The sequence below is a fragment of the Halostagnicola alkaliphila genome, from assembly GCF_055379965.1.
This window is the reverse complement of record NZ_AP043826.1, coordinates 1,596,380-1,615,859: the sequence shown is the minus strand read 5'-3', so window position 1 is coordinate 1,615,859 and position 19,480 is coordinate 1,596,380. Positions and strand designations below refer to the sequence as shown.

19 protein-coding genes and 2 pseudogenes are annotated in these 19,480 nt (G+C 60.9%); 11 read left to right on the top strand and 10 right to left on the bottom strand.

Annotated elements, in window-relative coordinates:
- Positions 1-155: 155 nt before the first annotated feature.
- Complete coding sequence (locus ACZ5C7_RS13150) at positions 156-452, bottom strand: hypothetical protein (RefSeq protein ID WP_464376755.1); 297 nt, start codon at positions 450-452, stop codon at positions 156-158.
- A 46-nt stretch (positions 453-498) separates the two neighbouring features.
- Positions 499-1,695 (bottom strand): hypothetical protein, encoded by a 1,197-nt coding sequence (locus ACZ5C7_RS13145; RefSeq protein WP_464376754.1) that lies wholly within the window; start codon positions 1,693-1,695, stop codon positions 499-501.
- A gap of 548 nt (positions 1,696-2,243) precedes the next feature.
- On the opposite strand from ACZ5C7_RS13145, the gene ACZ5C7_RS13140 reads away from it, so the two are divergent.
- A complete protein-coding gene (locus ACZ5C7_RS13140) occupies positions 2,244-4,115 on the top strand; it encodes an acyl-CoA carboxylase subunit beta (protein WP_464376753.1) in 1,872 nt (623 codons plus the stop codon).
- A 21-nt stretch (positions 4,116-4,136) separates the two neighbouring features.
- Here ACZ5C7_RS13140 and ACZ5C7_RS13135 read toward each other — a convergent pair whose 3' ends face one another.
- Positions 4,137-4,331 (bottom strand): DUF8106 domain-containing protein, encoded by a 195-nt coding sequence (locus ACZ5C7_RS13135; protein WP_464376752.1) that lies wholly within the window; start codon positions 4,329-4,331, stop codon positions 4,137-4,139.
- Positions 4,332-4,788: 457 nt separating this feature from the next.
- On the opposite strand from ACZ5C7_RS13135, the gene ACZ5C7_RS13130 reads away from it, so the two are divergent.
- Positions 4,789-5,136 (top strand): DUF5658 family protein, encoded by a 348-nt coding sequence (locus ACZ5C7_RS13130; RefSeq protein WP_464376751.1) that lies wholly within the window; start codon positions 4,789-4,791, stop codon positions 5,134-5,136.
- Positions 5,137-5,310: 174 nt separating this feature from the next.
- Entirely contained in the window at positions 5,311-5,634 is a 324-nt protein-coding gene (locus tag ACZ5C7_RS13125; protein WP_464376750.1) for a DUF7344 domain-containing protein, read from the top strand.
- 65 nt (positions 5,635-5,699) lie between these two features.
- Here ACZ5C7_RS13125 and ACZ5C7_RS13120 read toward each other — a convergent pair whose 3' ends face one another.
- Positions 5,700-6,275: a TlpA family protein disulfide reductase gene (locus ACZ5C7_RS13120; protein WP_464376749.1), complete on the bottom strand. Its 576-nt coding sequence runs from the start codon at positions 6,273-6,275 to the stop codon at positions 5,700-5,702.
- Positions 6,276-6,488: 213 nt separating this feature from the next.
- Between ACZ5C7_RS13120 and ACZ5C7_RS13115 the strand changes: the two genes are divergently transcribed.
- Positions 6,489-7,115, top strand: a complete 627-nt coding sequence (locus tag ACZ5C7_RS13115; RefSeq protein ID WP_464376748.1) for a class I SAM-dependent methyltransferase — start codon at positions 6,489-6,491, stop codon at positions 7,113-7,115.
- Between the two features lie 46 nt (positions 7,116-7,161).
- On the opposite strand, the pseudogene ACZ5C7_RS13110 reads toward ACZ5C7_RS13115, so the two are convergent.
- Positions 7,162-7,671, bottom strand: a pseudogene (locus tag ACZ5C7_RS13110) (hypothetical protein); the annotation flags it as partial.
- Positions 7,672-7,836: 165 nt separating this feature from the next.
- Between ACZ5C7_RS13110 and ACZ5C7_RS13105 the strand changes: the two are divergent.
- Both ACZ5C7_RS13105 and ACZ5C7_RS13100 read left to right on the top strand, forming a co-directional pair.
- The gene (locus tag ACZ5C7_RS13105) at positions 7,837-8,691 is read left to right on the top strand and encodes a 3-hydroxyacyl-CoA dehydrogenase family protein (protein WP_464376747.1); all 855 of its coding nucleotides are present in this window, start codon (positions 7,837-7,839) and stop codon (positions 8,689-8,691) included.
- 42 nt (positions 8,692-8,733) lie between these two features.
- Entirely contained in the window at positions 8,734-9,192 is a 459-nt protein-coding gene (locus tag ACZ5C7_RS13100) for a hypothetical protein (RefSeq protein WP_464376746.1), read from the top strand.
- Positions 9,193-9,365: 173 nt separating this feature from the next.
- Here ACZ5C7_RS13100 and ACZ5C7_RS13095 read toward each other — a convergent pair whose 3' ends face one another.
- Positions 9,366-10,412, bottom strand: coding sequence for a phytoene/squalene synthase family protein (locus ACZ5C7_RS13095; protein WP_464376745.1), 1,047 nt, complete (start codon positions 10,410-10,412; stop codon positions 9,366-9,368).
- Between the two features lie 382 nt (positions 10,413-10,794).
- Between ACZ5C7_RS13095 and ACZ5C7_RS13090 the strand changes: the two genes are divergently transcribed.
- From ACZ5C7_RS13090 to ACZ5C7_RS13080, 3 genes and pseudogenes are all read left to right on the top strand, one after another.
- Complete coding sequence (locus ACZ5C7_RS13090; protein ID WP_464376744.1) at positions 10,795-11,940, top strand: acyl-CoA dehydrogenase; 1,146 nt, start codon at positions 10,795-10,797, stop codon at positions 11,938-11,940.
- A gap of 217 nt (positions 11,941-12,157) precedes the next feature.
- Positions 12,158-13,378 (top strand): annotated as a pseudogene (locus tag ACZ5C7_RS13085) (PAS domain S-box protein); the annotation flags it as partial.
- Complete coding sequence (locus tag ACZ5C7_RS13080; RefSeq protein WP_464378447.1) at positions 13,358-14,833, top strand: sensor histidine kinase; 1,476 nt, start codon at positions 13,358-13,360, stop codon at positions 14,831-14,833. The pseudogene ACZ5C7_RS13085 and the gene ACZ5C7_RS13080, both read left to right, overlap by 21 nt.
- Positions 14,834-14,880: 47 nt before the next feature.
- Here ACZ5C7_RS13080 and ACZ5C7_RS13075 read toward each other — a convergent pair whose 3' ends face one another.
- From ACZ5C7_RS13075 to ACZ5C7_RS13060, 4 genes are all read right to left on the bottom strand, one after another.
- Positions 14,881-15,120, bottom strand: coding sequence for a DUF2061 domain-containing protein (locus ACZ5C7_RS13075; RefSeq protein WP_464376743.1), 240 nt, complete (start codon positions 15,118-15,120; stop codon positions 14,881-14,883).
- 177 nt (positions 15,121-15,297) lie between these two features.
- A complete protein-coding gene (locus ACZ5C7_RS13070) occupies positions 15,298-15,486 on the bottom strand; it encodes a DUF8028 family protein (RefSeq protein ID WP_464376742.1) in 189 nt (62 codons plus the stop codon).
- Between the two features lie 4 nt (positions 15,487-15,490).
- Positions 15,491-15,688, bottom strand: a complete 198-nt coding sequence (locus ACZ5C7_RS13065; protein ID WP_464376741.1) for a DUF7511 domain-containing protein — start codon at positions 15,686-15,688, stop codon at positions 15,491-15,493.
- Between the two features lie 268 nt (positions 15,689-15,956).
- Positions 15,957-17,027, bottom strand: coding sequence for a S1C family serine protease (locus ACZ5C7_RS13060; RefSeq protein WP_464376740.1), 1,071 nt, complete (start codon positions 17,025-17,027; stop codon positions 15,957-15,959).
- Between the two features lie 135 nt (positions 17,028-17,162).
- Between ACZ5C7_RS13060 and ACZ5C7_RS13055 the strand changes: the two genes are divergently transcribed.
- Both ACZ5C7_RS13055 and rnhB read left to right on the top strand, forming a co-directional pair.
- Positions 17,163-18,551 (top strand): tRNA pseudouridine(54/55) synthase Pus10, encoded by a 1,389-nt coding sequence (locus ACZ5C7_RS13055; protein WP_464376739.1) that lies wholly within the window; start codon positions 17,163-17,165, stop codon positions 18,549-18,551.
- A 223-nt stretch (positions 18,552-18,774) separates the two neighbouring features.
- Entirely contained in the window at positions 18,775-19,470 is a 696-nt protein-coding gene (gene rnhB, locus ACZ5C7_RS13050) for a ribonuclease HII (RefSeq protein WP_464376738.1), read from the top strand.
- Positions 19,471-19,480 lie beyond the last annotated feature (10 nt).

Below are 19,480 nucleotides of genomic sequence, written 5' to 3'. Positions count from 1 at the left end.
AATCGTTACAGTAGACCATATTACCCGTCCAGATCTCGACGACAGGGCCAGCTCGGATCGCCCGTCTACGTTTCGAACACGTTCTCGAGGGAGTTTTCGACTCGTTTTCGCGTTCGAGTTCCCGTCCGGCCGATCGACTCGACAACGAACCCGAGTTACGACCCGGTCGAGCCGAGCCACGCTGCGGTTACGGAGACGTAGACGGCGACGCCGAGCAAGAGGATGGCGTAGAACGCCCAGCTCGGCCAGCCAGTCGAGAGAAAGAGGAGGGTGAGAAACAGAACCCAGAGCGTGATGATAATGACATCCCCGAGAACGCGTGCACCGACGGTGAGGAGCCCGCGAAAACCGCTTTCAGAGTCAGAACTGTCCTCGGATCGCGAGTCAGGGGAATCGTCGGGTCGCGGAGCGGGTCGGTCCTCGGACCGCGGGTTGGATCGTGATTCGGTCATTTGTGTTGAGTGTGCGGAAAGCGATCGTTCGTGGTAGCTGTTCATGTCAGAAGTGATACCCGAGCGTGTTCGTCATCTGGTACGCCGAGACGCCCCAGACGTAGCTCTGTCCGGGCCACCACGTCCGAGCGTTGTTGAAGCCGGCAATGAGGACGCTTTCCTCGGGATCCTGCGGGTCGGGATGATAGCTTACCGAACCGCTGTCGCCGTCGATTAGGTCCATCTCGCCGCCCCACCGAATCTGGCCGCGGCGACAGAAATCGTCCGTGAAACACGTCACCGCATCGATCCCTTGAATTTTGCCGGTCGTGTGTCCCGTCATGGCCCCAACCTTCTCGAGGGGCTCTCCCCGGGCGAGTAAGTCGGCGAGCCCCCAGCGAGTGTACTGGCCGCGGACGGAGAACGGCGGCGACGTGTCGAGCTGATTGATCGGCTCGAGTTGGCCGACCGGTTCGACGGCGACGAGATCCTCGACCGGGTGATCGTAGCGCACCGTCCCTAGATCGAACGACTCCTCCGTTTCTGTCGGGAGTCGAAGTCGTTCTCCGGTGACGTCCCCGTCGACTTCGAACGCGTGTTCTGCCGTGACGAAGAACGCGGATTCCGAGTCGGGATCGTACAGTGCAGGGCCGAGCGTCGCCATGCTCGAGGCGGTTTCGCAGGCGACGCCGCCGGGAGCAGTTCCGCCGGTGACGTCGCTGGCGAGGCGAGGTTGGCCTTGCCTGGCCTCTGATCTGTCCTCGATATCGTCGATGCCATCGATTGTTTCGTCGTCATCGAACCGCTCGATATCGAGACCGATCCCGTCCGCAACCGTTGCGAGGACGTCCCTGACCAGACTGGAATCGCCAGTAACGCCGATCGAAACCGACGCCGTCGCGCTCCGATAGTCGCCGGGAACGACCGCACTGCCGAGATACCCCATCAGTCTCGACTGGGCGAGACTGTCGTTTACCTCGAAGGCTTTTTCTACGGCGGCGTACCACTCGGCCGGAACCGTTCTCGTGCGCTCCTCGAGCGAGTAGGGGTCGTCGGGATCTGCTCGGACCAGCGCAGTGACGATCGGCACGTCGCCGTCGTCAGTCGTAAGGAAGTCCTCGACGCCGAGGAGCTGTGCCATTCCGACGGCGTAGCCAGCGCTTGCGAGTGTTCGAATGAATTCCCGGCGGTCCATTCCGGCGTGCAAGCGCTCGCGAACCGTCGAAAGACGGTGGGCGACATTCTCTGTGTTTTTGTCCGACATGTGGCCTAACGGATTGCGGTCTTCCGGCGAATACGGATAGCTACGGCGGCGATACGTGTACGTACCAACCACGAAGAGATGGATACCGATTTTGCCTGCACGTGCCGCCTGTTTCAAGAGCTAAGCCGGCTAGCGGTGCCGCTCGAAAATCGGCTCCTGTCCTTACTGGTTATAAAACTTGGATAGTTTAACGGAAAGAATACTGTTGGTTTACCGTTCGCGATACATGTCTCCACGTTGGTGACCATGGGGACAAGTCCCTCCCGACGCTCCCGACACGCCGTCTTCCCCCTCACTTCGGGAGCCCTGTTCATTGAACGACGTTTCCGGGTCGATTCGTAACCGCGGGTCGTCCCGCGACAGGTCGTCCCCGCTCGTGGTGTGCCCGCTGTAGTCATCGGTCTTCGAAGCGTCAATCTTTGGAGCGACTTTCGACCGGTTCTCGACTCGACCACACATCCGCTGATTTGGGGGTCGCACTATATTTCACACCGAACCGATTCGTGAAAAGGGAAAACGGTTTTTAGTTATCTCTCGCAGAATTTGCCATGAACGTTCGTATCGCCGACGGGGCAAGTAGCGAGGAAGCGTCGGCTATCGCCACGGCACTGGCCGAACACATCGGTGCCGATATCGAGGTGTACGTCGGTGACGAAACGGATCCGACCGCGGTTCGGGAGGTCGATTCGACCCCGAAATCGGAGTCGAATCGGCACGAAGACGCGGGTTCAAAACGCAGTCCACACGCGGGTGACTCCAGATCGACTACCACGGCAAACGACGGAGGCTCGGACGACCTCGAGCCGACCGAACGCGAACGGCAGCTCTGGACAGAAATCGAGGACATCCTCGAGGGAGGCCCCGAAAAGTACAGGGAAACGCTTTCCGAGGAGGGCAAACTGTTCGTTCGGGACCGACTCGACCTCTGGTTTTCCGGGGATGGAAACGAGTTCCTGTTCGAAGACGGCACGTTCGCGGCGTTCGACGAGTGGCACCCCGACGGAGCGGCGGTCGACGACGCGGACGGCGGCGATACGGACGCCGACGGGTCAACGGAATCGAACGATCGGTTGCCCGCGGACGGGCTCATCACGGGTGCGGCGACGTTCGAAAATCGGGACGTCCATTTCATGGCCAACGATTACACCGTCAAACGGGGGAGCATGGCCGCGAAGGGCGTCGAAAAGTTTCTCCGGATGCAACAGCGGGCGCTGAAGACCGGTCAACCGGTGTTGTACCTGATGGATTCCTCGGGCGGGCGGATCGACCAGCAGACCGGGTTCTTCGCGAACCGCGAGGGGATCGGAAAGTACTACTACAATCACTCGATGCTCTCGGGACGAGTCCCGCAGATATGCGTCCTCTACGGTCCGTGTATCGCCGGCGCGGCGTACACGCCCGTCTTCGCCGATTTCACCGTCATGGTCGAGGGCATGTCCGCGATGGCCATCGCTTCGCCGCGGATGGTACAGATGGTCACCGGCGAGGAGATCGACATGCAGGAACTGGGCGGCCCGAACGTACACGCCCGAGAATCTGGCTCGGCCGACCTGGTCGCTCGAGACGAGGAACACGCTCGAGAGCTCGTCGCGCAGTTGATCACGTATCTGCCGGACAACGCCGACGAGGATCCTCCGCAAGTCGAGGGACAGTCGCCGGCGTCCTCGCCTGCAGGAATCGACGCGGTCGTTCCCCAGCATCCGAACAAGGGCTACGACATGACTAATCTGATCGAGCGCCTCGTCGACGCGGGTTCGTTCTTCGAGTTGCGCCCCGATTACGGCGAGGAGATCCTCACGGCGTTCGCTCGAATCGACGGGCGGCCGATCGGCATCGTCGCCAACCAACCGGCCCACCGCGCGGGAGCGATCTTCCCGGACGCCGCGGAGAAGGCGGCGGAGTTTATCTGGAAGGCGGACGCGTTCAACGTTCCACTGCTGTACCTCTGTGACACGCCGGGGTTCATGGCGGGCTCACAAGTCGAGAAGGACGCGATCCTCGAGAAGGGCAAGAAGATGATTTACGCGACCTCCTCGGCGACGGTTCCACAACAGACGGTCGTCGTCCGGAAAGCCTACGGCGCGGGGATCTACGCGATGGGCGGACCAGCCTACGATCCCGAAAGCGTCATCGGGCTCCCCTCCGGCGAAATCGCGATTATGGGCCCCGAAGCGGCGATCAACGCGGTTTACGCCCGGAAGCTCTCGGAAGTCGACGACCCCGATGAGCGCGAGGACCTCGAACGGGAGCTTCGGGAAGCGTACCGAGAAGATATCGACATCCACCGAATGGCCAGCGAGGTCGTCATCGACGAAATCGTTCCGCCGAGTACGCTCCGCGAGGAACTCGAGAACAGGTTCGAATTTTACGCCGACGTCGAAAAATCCCTTCCGAGCAAGAAACACGGCACGGTTCTCTGAGCGGGGACCGACTGCGGGCGATCAGCAGTGAACCGGAACGAACCGGCGGCGGTTCAGGATGGTCGTCGAACAGTCCGGACACTCGTAGATTTCCCGGGCGGGCTTTTCGTGAACGATCCAATCCCCCATTATCGTGCTTTCGTGGCCACACTCGGGGCAAAACAGGATCCCTTTCTTCGGCGGATCCTCGGTCGGCTGTGGAGAGCGATGACTCATAGTAAGTGAACTGAGAACTCCACGGTGAAAACGCTGTCCGCGATGAATTATCCTTACAATTCCGGCGAGTGATGGCCTCTGTGGGCTGGTTACACAGTATCATGCCACACGCCAATCGGTGGGGGCGTCTCCGGAAGTGATGTGCCTCTGGACGGGGTCGTTCTCGAGACGTCGGGCGCCCGGTAGCGAAGTGTGCCCGAACAAGCTGAGGCAAGGGTGCGTCTCGGAGCCCGGTTCAGGAAGCATATCATTTTCGTCAGTAACCGCTTGTATTCGATGGTAAGCCCTGGTTTCCGGTTCGTGGAGTGTGAGTAAGACCTCCCCCTCCGAACGCGGCGTCTTCCTACGGTTCACATAACAATACCCCATTCGGTGGAACTGGCGCGTGCGGACACCCCCACGCTCCTCGTGGTCGTCGCACGCCGACGCGAACCGGTTCGACTCCGGTCGGGAGTCTATGAGTTCCGACGCCGGGTATCCTCGAGTACCTCACCTGAACATGCCGCCGGCGGACCTCGAGCGACTGTTGTGGGTCCTCGTCGGCATCTCGCTCGTCGGGGACATCGCGACGACGTTCGTCGGATTACACCTCGGACTCGCCGAATCGAATCCGATCGCTCGCGGCGCGATAGAGGGGTACGGTCTGGCCGGCATGATCGCGTTGAAGGCGTTCGCGATCGGTATCGGCGTGGTCTGTCGGCCGCTGCTGACGGCCGAGTATCGACCGATCGTTCCGGCGGGACTCGCACTGCCCTGGCTCGTCGCGGTCGTCAGCAATCTCTACATGATCTCGACCGTTTTCTAGGGCGGTCGGTTGGACCCGTTTCCCAGTGATCGAGGCGCTGGAAGGGTATTGCCCCTCATCGGTCACCTGTTCTCAGGCATCACTACGACTGAAAGTCACTTCGGAGATACCTGCATCCCCTGGCCGTGTGCGTATAGAGGTGTGTGTACAGAGGTGTGAGTACATAGAGACTATATGGGATCTACCGACACCATTCTCGAGCTTATGAACGAGTCGCGTCGACGGTACGCGTTGTACTACCTCGACGAACAGGACGAGCCGGTGCCGGTCGACGAGCTCGCCGATGCGGTCGCGAAGATGGAGGCCGAGCAGAGTTCAGGCCCTCTGAACGGTGGGTGGGGCGATCGGATCGAAGTGTCGCTCGAGCACAATCATCTTCCGAAAGCCGGAGATGCCGACTTTATCGAGTACGAATCAGACGAAGGGATCGTTCGAATGACCGGGCTGCCACCGGAGTTCGGTGCGATCGTCACCGTGGCTCAGATCTTCGAAACGTGACGGAGACTCCTGAACGCGGGAACTGAACGGGTCGGCCGGCGAGGTTGGGAGCGGGTCGGCCAAATTCACTCGGAGTCGCTTCCGCCAGCCGATTCGACCGCTCCGACGATCGTACTCGCCGTGACGACACTCGCACCTTCGTTCAATACCGCCTCGCCGTTCTCGTCGATGACGAGCGTTACGGGAAATCCGAGAACGTTGTGTTCTCGACGGAAGTCTCTCGTCGACCCGTAGCCGACGTCCCAGGTTCCGTCGTGTTCGTCCCACCACTCTCGAAGCTCGTCCTCGTCGAGCGCGTTGTCCAGCGATTGGGTCGTCACCGAAAGAAACTGCACGTCGTCGTCGATTTGCTCTCGGGCTTCGGCAAGCGGCTCCATCTGGCGCTTGCAGTATCCACAGTACGTGACGAAGAAATTGATCACCGAGACCTGCTCTTCGGCGGGAAGCTCCTGCGTGCCGGCCTCGCTCGGTCCGGCGTCGATCGTCTGGACCTCAACTGGTCCATCGTTTGGATCGTCACCGGCGTTCGCTTCCGACTCACCCCCTTCCCCGAACGTCGGCGGTCCGTTTCGCAACAGCCCGACGCTACCGACCAGCGTTCCGACGCTGGCGACCCCGGCGATCGCCTCGCGGCGTCTCATGGTCTCACCTCGATGGCTTCCGCACACTCGAGCGATTTACGACGGGTCCGGCCGTTCATATACGACGCTAGGTGCTGTGTACAAAAGGATTTAGTGGTTCGATCCTCGAACGGCCGGGCAGGCAAGTACGCGACTCGAGGTGACCGGCAAAACCGGGTATCGAAGACGGACGATTCCGAGGGATCAAAGGGCTGCGGCCTCGAACGCCCCCTCGTGACGGACGATCGCACCCGATGGAACGAGAAGTACGGTGACGACGATTTCGAACTCCCCGACGACCCGATTCCCCAGCTCGCCGCGCGTCTCGAGGAGCTTCCCGGCGGTCGCGCACTCGACGTCGCCACCGGAACCGGACGAAACGCCTGTTTCCTCGCAGCAAACGGCTACGAGGTCGACGCGGTCGACGTCTCCGATAGGGCGCTCGAGATCGCCGAAGAACGCGCCGACGCTGGCGGGGTCGACGTCAACTGGATTCGTGCGGATCTCTCCGAGTTCGACGTCGAACCCGAGCGCTACGACGTCATCACGGTGAGTTTCTTCGCCGCGCTGGAGTTGCTGCCGGCCCTGAAAGACGCGCTCGCTCCCGGCGGCGTCCTGATCTACGAGCACCACCTTCGGAGCACGGATCCGATCGATATCGGCCCCTCGAGCGACCGGTACCGACACCGGTCGAACGACCTCCTTCGGGCGTGTCTCGATCTGACGATACTGTTCTACGAGGAGGAAATTCGGCTGGACGACGACGGCGACCGACTGGCGGTCGCGACGCTGGTCGGGCGGAACTCGAGCGGCGGAAAACAGTCATACCCTGACCCGCGAGACGGATCCGAGTCGGCTTGAACTCCATTTCGATTTCGCAGGTCGATTCGACCCTCGAGTCCGTCAGTTAGTCGAGAAGTTCTCGAGCGTTGTGTCGCCACATCCTGACGTACAAGACGTTTAGCTCGAGCGCGTTCGCGACGGCGGTGGCGTTGATCGTTGCCAGACACTCCGCGGAAGTGATTCCGGCGGTCGCCAACTGGTCTGCGTCCTCGGGACCGACCCCTGTGACGCGGTCTACCGGTGTCGGGCGCGGCCAGGGCCGTTTTGAATCGTCCGTTTGTTCGTCCGACGCCGACGGCGGTGAGACGGTTTCGAACGTCTGCCAATCCTCGTCGGTGCTCGCGACGACCCACTCGCGCTCCGCCTCGCCGAGGCCGCGAACCTCCGTCGATCGCTTGTCGAGATCGCCGTCGGTTTCGAACGACCACGCCAACGAAAACCGGCGTCGGAGTTCTTCGGCGACCGATTCCTCGAGTCCGGCGTCGAGTAACATCCGGTAAGAGTACTCCTTGGCCGAAACGCGATCGGGATCGATGTCGGCGGCCTCGAGCGACTCGCGCAGTCGCTCCTCGATCCGTGAATCGGTCGTTTTCTCGACGACGGAGTCGTTGCTCACGCGGGACACCAGGTCTATCCGTACCTCTCAGCGTTCCATCTTGAAAGTTGTCCCCGTTTCCCGATCTATCCGGCGAGTGGCTACCACCGGTAGGCTTACCCCGATTTCTCGTGACGTTCGAGTATGGTCCGTGAGACAATCGACCGAATCGGTGTCGTCGGCGCGGGAACCATGGGAAGCGGTATCGCACAGATCGGCGCAACCCACGGCTACGACGTCGTCATGCGGGATATCGAATCCGAGTTCGTCGAAAGCGGGTTCGAGTCGATCGACGACAGCCTCGAGCGCCTCGACGCGAGAGACGATCTCGAGGAGCGCCCGGAGACGATTCGCGGACGTATCGAGGGGACGACGGCGCTCGCGGAACTGGCCGATTGCGATCTCGTCGTCGAAGCCGCGCTCGAGGAACTCTCCGTCAAGCAGGATATCTTCGCGGATCTCGAGGATGCTTGCGACGGAGATGTCGCGCTCGCAACGAACACGAGCACGCTCTCGATCACGTCCATCGCTTCGGATCTCGAGCACCCGGAGCGAGTGATCGGCCTGCACTTCATGAACCCGGTCCCGATCATGGAGGGCGTCGAGGTCGTCGTCGGCGAGAAAACCGACGAGTCGACGACCGACCTGGCACACGACATCGCCGCCGATCTGGGAAAGACGACCTGGGAGTCCGACGACAAACCGGGGTTCGTCACGAATCGAATCCTGATGCCCTGGATCAACGAAGGGATTCGCGCGTTCGACGAAGGCGTCGCCTCGAAGGAGGACATCGACGCGGGGATGGAACTCGGCACGAACGTGCCGATGGGACCGCTGACGCTCGCCGACCACATCGGACTCGACGTCTGCCTGCACGCGACCGAGACGCTCCACGAGGAACTCGGCGACCGGTACAAACCGGCGTATCTCCTCACGCGGAAGGTCGAAGCGGGCGATCTGGGCAAGAAAACGGGCGTCGGTTTCTACGAGTACGAGTAGTCCATCGGTAGCTTTTTTGTCATTCTTCGCAACTCGTTGCGTATGCCCGCAGATTACAGCCGACGCCAACTCTTCGGCGCTGGCCTCGGCGGCCTCGGTATCTTCCTTGCTGGCGGCTACACCTGGAACCAGTACTCGAGGCGCTACGAACTGCAGTTTCGGCCGCTCGAGGTCCGAAACGAGTCCGACGAGCGGGTCGAACTCGTGGTGACCGTTAGGGACGAGGCCGCGAACGGGGACGCCACGGAGCGAACGCCGGAACTCGAACCGGCCGGAGACGACGGAGACGATCAGCGAAGTCTTGCGGGACACTGGATCAAACGGGCTACTTTGTGGACCGTCGAGGCTGCGACCGACGGCGACGAACTCGAGTTGACTGCCGAGGAGATCACCGAACGCCTCGAAGAAAGCGGCTGGGGCCCCGATACCGCACATGTCACGATTACCGTCGCCGAGGACGGCTCACTCGAGAGCTCCGTCTCGCCGAGAGAGACGGAGTAGTCGCTCGGGAGCGCGGAGTTATTTCCAAGACTGAAACAAACCGAATCGAACCGTCGTCCGGAGTGTCCGGGAAGTTTCAGACGGTATCCGACACTCAAAAGAAACCATTCCGGCGAACGAGCGGACTCGATACACTCCAGCAGTCAGCTAGTACAGTCGAACCGTCGCGTTGGCTACTGATGCAGCGGTTTCTCAGTCATCTCGCTTCGAAGGCTGTCGACGCCAGTCCGGGAGACGTCTTCTTCGAACGTCTGCAAGAGTTCGTACACTTCTGCGCGCGAAACCTTGACGTCGCCCTCGCGAACGACATCCTCGGGTCGCTCGCGGAGTTCTCGCATGGTTCCGACAGCGAGCAGGTACGGGATCGCCCACGCCGAGAGCTTGTTTCCGTGCTGTTCGGGAACGATTTCGAGATAGCGCTGGGCGTCGTCGAGATACGTTTCAGCGCGTCCGGTGACGCGCCGGATAACGTTCGTCACGCCGCCGTGGTTGTCCTCGTCGGTTACGTCCTCGACGGGGACGTTCTCTTCCTCGAGCCACTCGGCTGGAAGGTAGACGTTGTTCTCCTCGCGGTAGTCGGTTTCGACGTCTTTCGCGATGTTGACGAGTTGCAAGAGCAACGCGAACGACCGAGCGTTCGACCGCATCTCTTCGGCGCGGTCCTTAGAGGCACCGCGGGCGACGAGCCCGGTAATGAGGGTGCCGACCGTTCCGGCGGCGTACCAGCAGTACTCCTCGAGTTCCTCGACGGTCTGCAAGCGGAGACCGCCCTCGTCGGCGTACCGGCTCGTAAACATCGCCATCCCGCTGACGAGTTCCCGGACCGGTTCGCGCATGATCTCGCGCGGTTCGTCCTCGAGCGATTCGAACGTTCGAAGCACTCGCGGCGTTTCGGCGACGACCTCCCAGTCGTCGTCGGTCTCCGCGGGAACCCACGGCTCGATGTCGTCCATAAAACGTTCGACCGCGAGGTCGTCGTCCGGGTCGAGCAGGCGATCGTAGGAGTCGAGCAATTCGGTCTGTGTCTCGGCGGGAATGTGCCCTGCGTCCTCTATCGTGTCGGCAATTCGACACAGAAGGTAGCCGACACAGATGTGTCCTGCCATGGGTTCCTCGAGTCGATCAATAGTGATCGAGAACGTCCGTGAGACCCCATGTACGGCCTCAAAGCACCACTCGAGATCGGCATCAGTAGTAAGTTCGTGCTGGCCCGTGGTCATCTACTTATCACCCTATTCGAGCGCTTTCCGGAAAAACACCGCGGTCCCAGATGTGTCCTCTGAAGAGGGTCAATTTCTCTGCAATGGCTCCGAAAAAACCGGAAACGAATTGGTTGAAGACGCCGTTTTTTGCCGCGAACGAGACCGAGTCGCCCTCCATATCACTTTTCGAACTGGTTTCTCGTCCGCGTTCGGTCGTCGATTATACTGTCGGACAGAAGTAAATACGAAGTCGGTCACGAATTCGCGGCCGTCTCCACCGGCGACGGCCCCAACGGAACGACCGATCTTCACGTAGTTCTGTCTGATAGTATTAGCCACTCGAGTAAACGGAACTCAAGTTACAATAACTGTAAAGGAGCGACCGGTCAATAGTTCGAACATGGACTTTGCGCTCTCGGCCGAACAACAACAGATTCGCGACATGGTCTCGGAGTTCGTCGACGAGGAGGTCGTCCCCGTCGCGAGCGAGATCGATCACGAGGACGAGTTCCCGCGCGAACTGGTCGAGGACATGGCTGACCTCGGACTGATGGGAATGCCCTTCCCCGAGGAGTACGGTGGCGCAGGACTCGACTATCACTCCTACGCGATCGGTCTCGAGGAGATCGCTCGCGGTTCCGGCGGGTTAGGAACGATCGTCGCCGCACACATTTCGCTCGCCGGCAACATGATCTACGAGTTCGGATCCGAACGCCAGAAGAACGAGTATCTCACGCCACTGGCCGAGGGAAGCGATATCGGCGCGTTCGCGCTGTCGGAAGCCGGTGCGGGAAGCGACGTTCCGTCGATGGAGACGACAGCGCACAAGGAGGGCGACGAGTACGTCATCGACGGCGGCAAGCTCTGGATTTCGAACGGGTCGGTCGCGGATACGGTAACGCTCTTCGCGAAGACGGACCCCGAGGCTGGTAACAAGGGAATCTCGTCGTTTATCGTCCGCCCGGAAGCGGACGAGGGATTCTATGTCGAGGGCACCGAAGAAAAACTCGGCGACAAAGGGTGTCCGACTGCAGAGCTTCGATTCGACGACCTGCGAATCCCGGAAGATCGCCTCCTCGGCGAGGAGGGCGACGGCTTCGTTCACGCCCTAAAAACGCTTAACGGCGGTCGGATTACGATCGCGGCTCGAGGCGTCGGCATCGCTCGAGCGGCGCTGGAGGAAGCCGCCGACTACGCGAGCGAGCGCGAGCAGTTCGGACAGCCGATCGGCGAGTTCCAGTCGATCAAACACAAACTCGCCGACATGGATACGAAGATTCAGGCCGCAAAGCTGCTCATGCACCGGGCCGCCGACCGAAAGATTCGCGGTGAAGATTTCATCAAGCACTCGGCACAGGCGAAGCTCTACGCATCGGAAATCTCCCGCGAGGTCGCAAACGAGGGGATACAGATCCACGGCGGCTACGGCTATACCAAGGACTTTCCCGCGGAGCGGTTCTATCGGGACGCGAAACTTAACGAGATTTACGAAGGGACGAGCGAAGTGCTCCGAAACACGATCGGCGACCAGCTTCTCGACGCTTGATCACCCGCTTGGCGTGAAGGCTCTTATCTCGAGTTCTCGTTCGACGGCACATCGAGGAAACTCCTGTTCGAAATACATAGAGGAGACTGAACACGAGGCGAGCGGACGCAATGCGTTGGAAGTCTCTTTACCCACGGGTCACCTGACCCGTGAAACTCTCGCTGTTTCCTGTTAGAACCCATAACTGTCTACGAAACCAACTGTCAGGGCACGATTTATGCAACTCCCAATCCTGTTTCGCCCCATGAGTGGACAGAGTGGAGCGAAAGAAACGTCGTTCTGGTCAAGCATGCCTGAGTCCGAAGCACTCGAGCGCTATCAGACGCTCGTAAACACGGTCGAAGACGGAATTTATCAGGTGGATCCCGAAGGCAATTTCGTCGCCGCCAACGACGTCATTTGCGAGATGACCGGCTACGAACGTGGGACGCTCCTCGAGTCGTCCGCATCGCTCCTCCTCGAGTCTGAAGACATCGAACGGATCGAACGCGAAATTCGCGAGCGACTCGCGACCGGTCGCCAATGCAACGAGATGTTCGAGTGTACGGCTCGGACGGCAACCGGCGAGACGTTCGTCTGTGAGGTCCAACTGAGTCTCCTGTTCGACGACGAATCGTTTACCGGAACTGTCGGGGTCGTCCGAGACATCACCGAGCGAAAGCGGACCGAACGGCGGCTTCGAAAACGCGAACAGCAACTCGAGCGCGAACGCGATCTCACCGACCGAATCCTCGAGACGAGTCCCGTCGGCATCATGGTCGTCGACGAAAGCGCGGAGATAACGAGGATGAACGACCGAGGACAGGAACTGCTCGAAGTCGACGACGTAGACTCGTTTTCGCCGACGGACCGAGCGACCTACGCGGAGGATGGGACACGCCTCTCCATCGACGAACAACCTTCTATCGAAACTATCAGATCCGGCGAGCCGGTTTCCGATCAGCTACTCCGCGTCGAACAGCAAGAGGGCGATCATCGGTGGTTGTCGGTTAGTACGTCACCACTGCTGACCGACGAGGGGTGTGTCGATCGCGTCGTCACGACGGGCGAAGACGTCACCGACCTCAAAGAACGCGAACGCCAACTCGAGCAGCGCACGAACGAACTCGCTGCAGAGCTATCGGAGATCTACGGCCGAATCACCGACGGCTTCCTCGCGCTCGATCGAGGATGGGAGTTTACGTACGTCAACGAGCGCGCCGAAGAGATCCTCGGGCTCGAAGAAGACGAGTTACTCGAGACGGACGTTTGGGAGACCTTTCCGGAAAAGAAAGGAACCGCGTTCGAAGAACACTACCGGGAGGCGTTGTCGACGCAAGAGCCCGTTTCGTTCGAAGCGTACTATCCGCCGCACGATTCCTGGTACGAGGAACACGTCCATCCCTCCGAAACTGGGTTGTCGGTGTACCTCCAGGATATTACGGAGCGCAAAGAAGCACAACAAAAACTCCGCGAACGCGAGCGGCAACTCTCGACGCTGATGGCGAACGTCCCCGGGATGGTCTATCGCTGCCGAAACGAACGAGAGTGGCCGATGAAGTTCGTCAGCGACGCCTGTCGGGAACTCTCGGGATACGAACCGAGCACACTCGAGGACGGGACAGTCACGTGGGGCGAAGACGTGATGGTTGAGGCCGATCGCGAGAAACTCTGGAACAGCGTCCAGGCCGCCGCAGAGAGACAGGGTACGTTCTCCGAAACGTATCGCATCGAGACTGCCGCCGGTGAACGACGTTGGGTCCGCGATTACGGACGCACCGTCTTCGACGAGAACGATAACGAACGCAAAATCGAGGGCATTATTTCCGACATTACGGAGCGAAAACGTCTCGAGAACGAACTCGAGGAGTCCGAGCGCCGGTATAAAACACTCGTCAAGAACTTCCCGCAGGGGGCGGTCGGACTCTTCGACGACGACTTGAACTACACTGCACTCGGCGGGCAACTGCTCGACGAGCTCGGCGTCTCTCCCGAGGACAGTATCGGTACCAGCGTCGGTCAGATGTATCCGGACGATCTGGAGGGAGAAATCGAACCCCACTTTCGGGCGACACTCGACAACGAGTCACGCTCGTTCGAAGAGAGTTCAAACGGTCGGTGTTTGTACGCCCGAACGCTCCCGATTCGCGACGACGACGAAGTCGTCGAGGGAATGGTCGTCGTGCAGGATATCACCGAGCGCAAAGAGTACGAGCGCAAACTCGAGGCGTCGAACGAACGACTCGAGCAGTTCGCCTACGCGGCGAGCCACGATCTTCAGGAGCCGTTGCGGATGGTCTCGAAGTATCTCCAGCTGATCGAACGCCGGTACGAAGACGAACTCGACGACGACGGCCAAGCGTTCATCGAGTTTGCAGTCGACGGGGCCGAACGCATGAAAGAGATGATCGATGGCCTCCTCGAGTATTCCCGGGTTGAAACCAAGGGAGAGCCTCTCGAACCGGTCCACCTCGACGACATCTTCGAAGAGACGGTGGCTGATCTGGGGGTGAAAGTCGAGGAATCCGACGCGGAAATCACCGTCGAGTCGCTTCCGCGCGTTCGGGGGGATACCAGCCAACTGCGCCAGGTCTTTCAAAACGTACTCGAGAACGCGATCGAATACAGCGGTGAGGAACCACCGCGCATTCGTGTGGGTGCAGATCGGAACGGATCGAACTGGACGATTTCGATTCGGGACGAGGGGATCGGTATCGACCCGGACGATCACGAACGGATTTTCGAGGTGTTCAACCGACTCCACAGCTACGAGGAACACGCCGGAACCGGTATCGGGCTCGCTCTGTGTAAACGCATCGTCGAACGCCACGGCGGTGAAATCTGGGCCGAGTCCAACTCGGTCGGCGGGTCGACGGTTTCGTTTACCCTTCCAGCGACAGACAGCAACTCGTGAGTTCGCTCGTTCGCGAGACGAAGGTCACCGAGAGATCCACCTAACGGTCACGCTGGAGCCGTAATTCCCCACGTAATGTGGTCCCAAAACCGTTCGTAGAGGTAGTAGGTACCCGTCTTGAGAAGATTTGTCACAAGGCCGATGTTCACCGCGTCACCAACGTCACCGACGACCGCCCAAGCGACGGTAATCGTGATGAGGATCATGAACAGTCGATAGCACAGCGTCTTCACGATCGCCCGTTTTTGGGCCTGCAGAGCGGATCGGGAAACGACATCCGAAAGCATTGTACACGCTGTTTCTCGTCGGCTCGCTCATAAGTAATCGGATTCGGCCACATTTTGTAAAATAGTAACTGGATTTGGTTAAATCTTCGATTAAGAGGAGAGCTCTCCGACCGTGAGAACGCTCGAGCCAGACCGGGATCATCGAAAACCGTTAGCGGGAGACCGTCAAGCGAATTCTCAGTCCTCCCCAGAGCCCCCATAATCGTGTCCGACCCAGAGCGCCAGAACGTTGATCGCGATGAAAGCCACGAGAAGAAGCAATCGTCCCACCGAATCCACTCCGGCGATAAACACCGGGATGTAGAAAAGCGGTAGCAATGCCCCGACCCAGAAACCAATGGCCGTAATGGAACTTCCGAGACTCATGGCCTTAGCGCATCGTCTCGAGGGCGATGAACTCGTCATCGTAAGCGGCGATCCAGTTCGTCGCCAGTTCGGTGTCGGTCGCACCCGTCGGAACTATCGCACACCCGTCGGGAGCGGCGTCGTTCTCGACGGTACCGTGTTCGAATATCGGTGTCAACTCTTCAGTCATCTGTAACTGACGGGTATCGATAGCATTGATCATAGGTAACAGGCGACAGGGGTACACGCCTTACGTAAATATGAGCGCGATTCGGCTATTGTTATCTGTGAGCTACTAGGTACCGTTCGAACAGTAGGGCCCAACAGCGATCGACTGTGGACCGGTTCCCCGCCAAAGTTACTGTCCCGATCGCGAACGTGTACGAGCAAATTACTCGATTCTCGAGCCGTCACACCCCGGATCACTCGAAGTAAGTTCGTATTTCGGTTTGTCCATGGGGAACGTAACTCGTTCAATTGGCTCCGAAATCCTATCGGGATCCGAGTGTAATCGTCTCCGTCGTCTCTCGCCCGTTCCGCCAAAGTTCGATCGGTATCTCGTCACCGGGACTGGTTTCGAGCGCAAGATAGGTCCCCAGTGCGTGGCGATCGGGAATCGGTTCGCCGTCGATTTCGGAGATGACATCGCCACGCTCGAGAACGCCGCTGGACGGGCTATTCGGCGAGACACTCGAAACGATAACGCCCGCCACCTCGTCGAGGCCGCTCTCTTCGGCGACCGTTCTGGTCACCGGAGCGTATCCGATGCCGAGATACGAGTGGTCGTACGAGCCGTCCTCGGCCAGCGCCGGAACGACGCGGCGACTCAGCGCCGCAGAAATCGCGAAGCCGATATTCTCCCCGCCGCCGGCGTTGACGACGCCGACGATTTCGCCGGCGAGATCGACGAGCGGGCCGCCGCTGTTGCCCGGATTGAGGGCCGCATCAGTCTGGACCACGTTCGAGAACGAAAACTCGCGGCCGGGGGCATCAACCGATCGGTTGACGCCGCTGACGATTCCCTGGGAGAGCGACCCCTCGAGGCCGAACGGTGCCCCGAGGGCGAGTACCTCCTGTCCGACCACGGGGAGTTGCGCGCTCAGGGAAAGCGGGACTGCATCCGCTGGAACGTGAGAAACCTCGAGGACGGCCAGATCGCTGTAGTAGTCGGTACCGACGACTCTGGCGCCCGTCCAGTCGCCGTTGATATACTGTATCTCGATCGCGTCCGCGCCGGCGACGACGTGTTCGTTGGTAACGAGATACGCGCCACTGCGCTCGAGATCGACGAGAAAGCCGGATCCCTGTCCTTGCCCTTCGACACCATCGATCGAGCTCTCGACGCCGAAGGCGCGAATCTGCGCCACGGAGTCGATAATCGCGTCGTAAACCTGGGTGTAGATCGACTCGTCCGCGATATCGCCATCGAATTCGAACTCGCTGGAGGAGCTCCCCTCCATCGTCCGCTCCGCTCGAGGTGCAGCACACCCCGCGAGGACGCCGGCGAGGCCAGTGCCCGCGACAGCGAGAACGTTCCGTCGCCCGACTCCAGTGTCGTCCATATCCCGGAATGGGATGGGGCGCATATCAAACCCAGTAACACGATCCCGAGGCCGTCTTTCGGACCGGCAGCCCGTGCGACGAACCGACCGAACGGAAGGGAAAGCGTGTTATCGCCGGCGACCCGAGCCACAGATATGACACCCACGGAAGACGCCCGCAGGTTGCTGGCAACGGGGCCGGTCTGTGACTCCTGTCTCGGGCGTCCGTTCGCCGAACGCAGTTTCGGCCTGACCAACGCCGAGCGAGGACGGGCGCTCCGAACGACGATCGCGCTCGCCGACGACGACGATTTCGAGACGGTCGACCCGCTCGAGTGCTGGGTCTGTGAAGGGTACTGCGGTTCGTTCGACGCGATCGCCGAAACGATCGTCGACGCGCTCGAGGGAATCGATTTCGCCACCTATCAAGTCGGAAGCCGCGTGCCGCCGCTGATCGAAGAAAACGAGGAACTCTTCCGCGAGGACGCCGGCCTTGAGCCCGACGTCGGTGAGTCGCTCAAGCGAGAGATCAACCGCGAAGTGGGTCGACGCGTCGGTGCGACCACCGGCGCGGAGGTCGGCTTCGAGCGCCCCGATATCCTCGCGATCGTCGACCTGAGTGCCTTCGACCCGTTCGAACTACTCGGGGGAGGGGACGATGGAGATGCGGTGGACGCGGCGGCACGAACCCAATCGGTGACGAGCCACGCCGTCGACCTGCAGGTCAACCCCGCGTTCGTCTACGGCCGCTACCGAAAGCTCGAGCGGGACATCCCCCAGACCGAGTGGCCCTGCCGGGAGTGTGGTGGGAGCGGAATTCAGCTGGGCGACGACGGCGAGGAGCCCTGCGACTATTGTGGCGGCTCCGGCTACCTGTACGACACGAGCGTCGAGCAGGTCGTTCGCCCCCACGTCGTCGAGGCGATGGACGGCGACGAGGGCACCTTCCACGGCGCGGGCCGCGAGGACGTCGACGCCCGCATGCTCGAGGGCGGCCGTCCGTTCGTCCTCGAGGTCAAAGAGCCCCGGGTCCGCGATCCGGATCCCGAAACGCTCGAGCGCGAGATCAACGAAGCGGCCGAGGGTGCCGTCGAGGTCGACGGCCTCCGCCTCGCGAGCTACGAGATGGTCGAACGGGTCAAAGAACACGACGCGAGCAAACGGTATCGCGCCGACGTCGAGTTCGACGAGCCCGTCGACGAAGCAACGTTCGAAGCCGCACTCGGGGAACTCGACGGGACGACCCTCGAGCAGTACACGCCACAGCGGGTCGACCACCGACGGGCGAACATCACCCGAACGCGAACCGTCTACGAGATCGACGGCGAACTCGTAGAGCCGACGCGGGCCGAGGTTCGACTCCACGGTGAAGGCGGACTCTACGTCAAGGAACTCATCAGCAGCGACGACGGCCGCACGGAGCCGAGTCTTGCAGGTTTGCTCGAGCTCGACGCCGAGGTTACCGCGCTCGACGTGACCGGCGTCGAGGGCGAGGACGAGCCGTTCGAACTCGAGGAGTTCTTCCGCGACGACCGCTCCGAATAGGTTGTCACACCTCTCATAGTCTTTCTCTCCGCCGGGTTCCTCGATCACGCCGCTCGATCGACGTTCGGGGTCCGCAACCCCCTCGCGGAGCGTCTCGAACATCGACGACTGCACTCGTCTTCCCCGCGGACTGGCTCGAGAAGTCAGCCCGGTTCGACCGACCACGTAGCCAACGGAGCCGTGGAAAGCAACGACTTTGATCGTCGCGAGTCCACTGGCGTGCATGTACCAGTTCGGCGTCGACGAAGCCGGCAAGGGGCCGGTGTTCGGTTCGATGTTCGCCGCCACCGTCTGTGTCGAGAATACCGGGCGGTTACCCGACGGAATCGCCGACTCCAAACGGCTCTCCGTTCGGCGACGCGAGGAACTCGCCGCGACCCTCCGCGAGACCGACGGAATCCACGTCGGCGTCGCGGAAATTTCGACGGCGCGGATCGACGACCCCGACACGAACATGAACGGCCTCGCCGTCGCCGCACACGCGAACGCGATCGAAGACGCGTTCGGGGAACTCGGCAGTGACGAACTCGAGGACGGGAACCGAGACAACTCCGGAGGCGCGACCGTCACCGGGCTCTGTGACGCCTGCGACACCGACGCGGATCGCTTCGCTCGACGCGTCGGGGAGGCCTGCAGTCTCGAGGCGACCATCGACGCCAGACACGGCGCGGACGACGACTCCGACCTCGTCGGCGCGGCGAGCATCATCGCGAAGGTTGAACGCGACGCGCACGTGGCCGAACTCGCTACGGAGTTCGGCGAGATCGGTAGCGGCTATCCGGGCGACTCCACGACTCGAGCCTTCCTCGAGTCCTACGTCGAAGAGACCGGCGAATTGCCACCGTTCGCCCGCGAGTCGTGGTCGACGTGTACGGACGTTCTCGCTGAGGCGAGTCAGACGAGTCTCGACGGGTTTTAAGCGGGTTCAA

What these genes read in the sequence shown, in the direction of transcription:
- ACZ5C7_RS13150 (WP_464376755.1), bottom strand. Translation starts at nt 452, where the DNA reads ATGACCGAATCACGATCCAACCCGCGGTCCGAGGACCGACCCGCTCCG.
- ACZ5C7_RS13145 (WP_464376754.1), bottom strand. Translation starts at nt 1,695, where the DNA reads ATGTCGGACAAAAACACAGAGAATGTCGCCCACCGTCTTTCGACGGTT.
- ACZ5C7_RS13140 (WP_464376753.1), top strand. Translation starts at nt 2,244, where the DNA reads ATGAACGTTCGTATCGCCGACGGGGCAAGTAGCGAGGAAGCGTCGGCT.
- ACZ5C7_RS13135 (WP_464376752.1), bottom strand. Translation starts at nt 4,331, where the DNA reads ATGAGTCATCGCTCTCCACAGCCGACCGAGGATCCGCCGAAGAAAGGG.
- ACZ5C7_RS13130 (WP_464376751.1), top strand. Translation starts at nt 4,789, where the DNA reads ATGAGTTCCGACGCCGGGTATCCTCGAGTACCTCACCTGAACATGCCG.
- ACZ5C7_RS13125 (WP_464376750.1), top strand. Translation starts at nt 5,311, where the DNA reads ATGGGATCTACCGACACCATTCTCGAGCTTATGAACGAGTCGCGTCGA.
- ACZ5C7_RS13120 (WP_464376749.1), bottom strand. Translation starts at nt 6,275, where the DNA reads ATGAGACGCCGCGAGGCGATCGCCGGGGTCGCCAGCGTCGGAACGCTG.
- ACZ5C7_RS13105 (WP_464376747.1), top strand. Translation starts at nt 7,837, where the DNA reads ATGGTCCGTGAGACAATCGACCGAATCGGTGTCGTCGGCGCGGGAACC.
- ACZ5C7_RS13100 (WP_464376746.1), top strand. Translation starts at nt 8,734, where the DNA reads ATGCCCGCAGATTACAGCCGACGCCAACTCTTCGGCGCTGGCCTCGGC.
- ACZ5C7_RS13095 (WP_464376745.1), bottom strand. Translation starts at nt 10,412, where the DNA reads ATGACCACGGGCCAGCACGAACTTACTACTGATGCCGATCTCGAGTGG.
- ACZ5C7_RS13090 (WP_464376744.1), top strand. Translation starts at nt 10,795, where the DNA reads ATGGACTTTGCGCTCTCGGCCGAACAACAACAGATTCGCGACATGGTC.
- ACZ5C7_RS13075 (WP_464376743.1), bottom strand. Translation starts at nt 15,120, where the DNA reads ATGCTTTCGGATGTCGTTTCCCGATCCGCTCTGCAGGCCCAAAAACGG.
- ACZ5C7_RS13070 (WP_464376742.1), bottom strand. Translation starts at nt 15,486, where the DNA reads ATGAGTCTCGGAAGTTCCATTACGGCCATTGGTTTCTGGGTCGGGGCA.
- ACZ5C7_RS13065 (WP_464376741.1), bottom strand. Translation starts at nt 15,688, where the DNA reads ATGATCAATGCTATCGATACCCGTCAGTTACAGATGACTGAAGAGTTG.
- ACZ5C7_RS13060 (WP_464376740.1), bottom strand. Translation starts at nt 17,027, where the DNA reads ATGGACGACACTGGAGTCGGGCGACGGAACGTTCTCGCTGTCGCGGGC.
- ACZ5C7_RS13055 (WP_464376739.1), top strand. Translation starts at nt 17,163, where the DNA reads ATGACACCCACGGAAGACGCCCGCAGGTTGCTGGCAACGGGGCCGGTC.
- rnhB (WP_464376738.1), top strand. Translation starts at nt 18,775, where the DNA reads ATGTACCAGTTCGGCGTCGACGAAGCCGGCAAGGGGCCGGTGTTCGGT.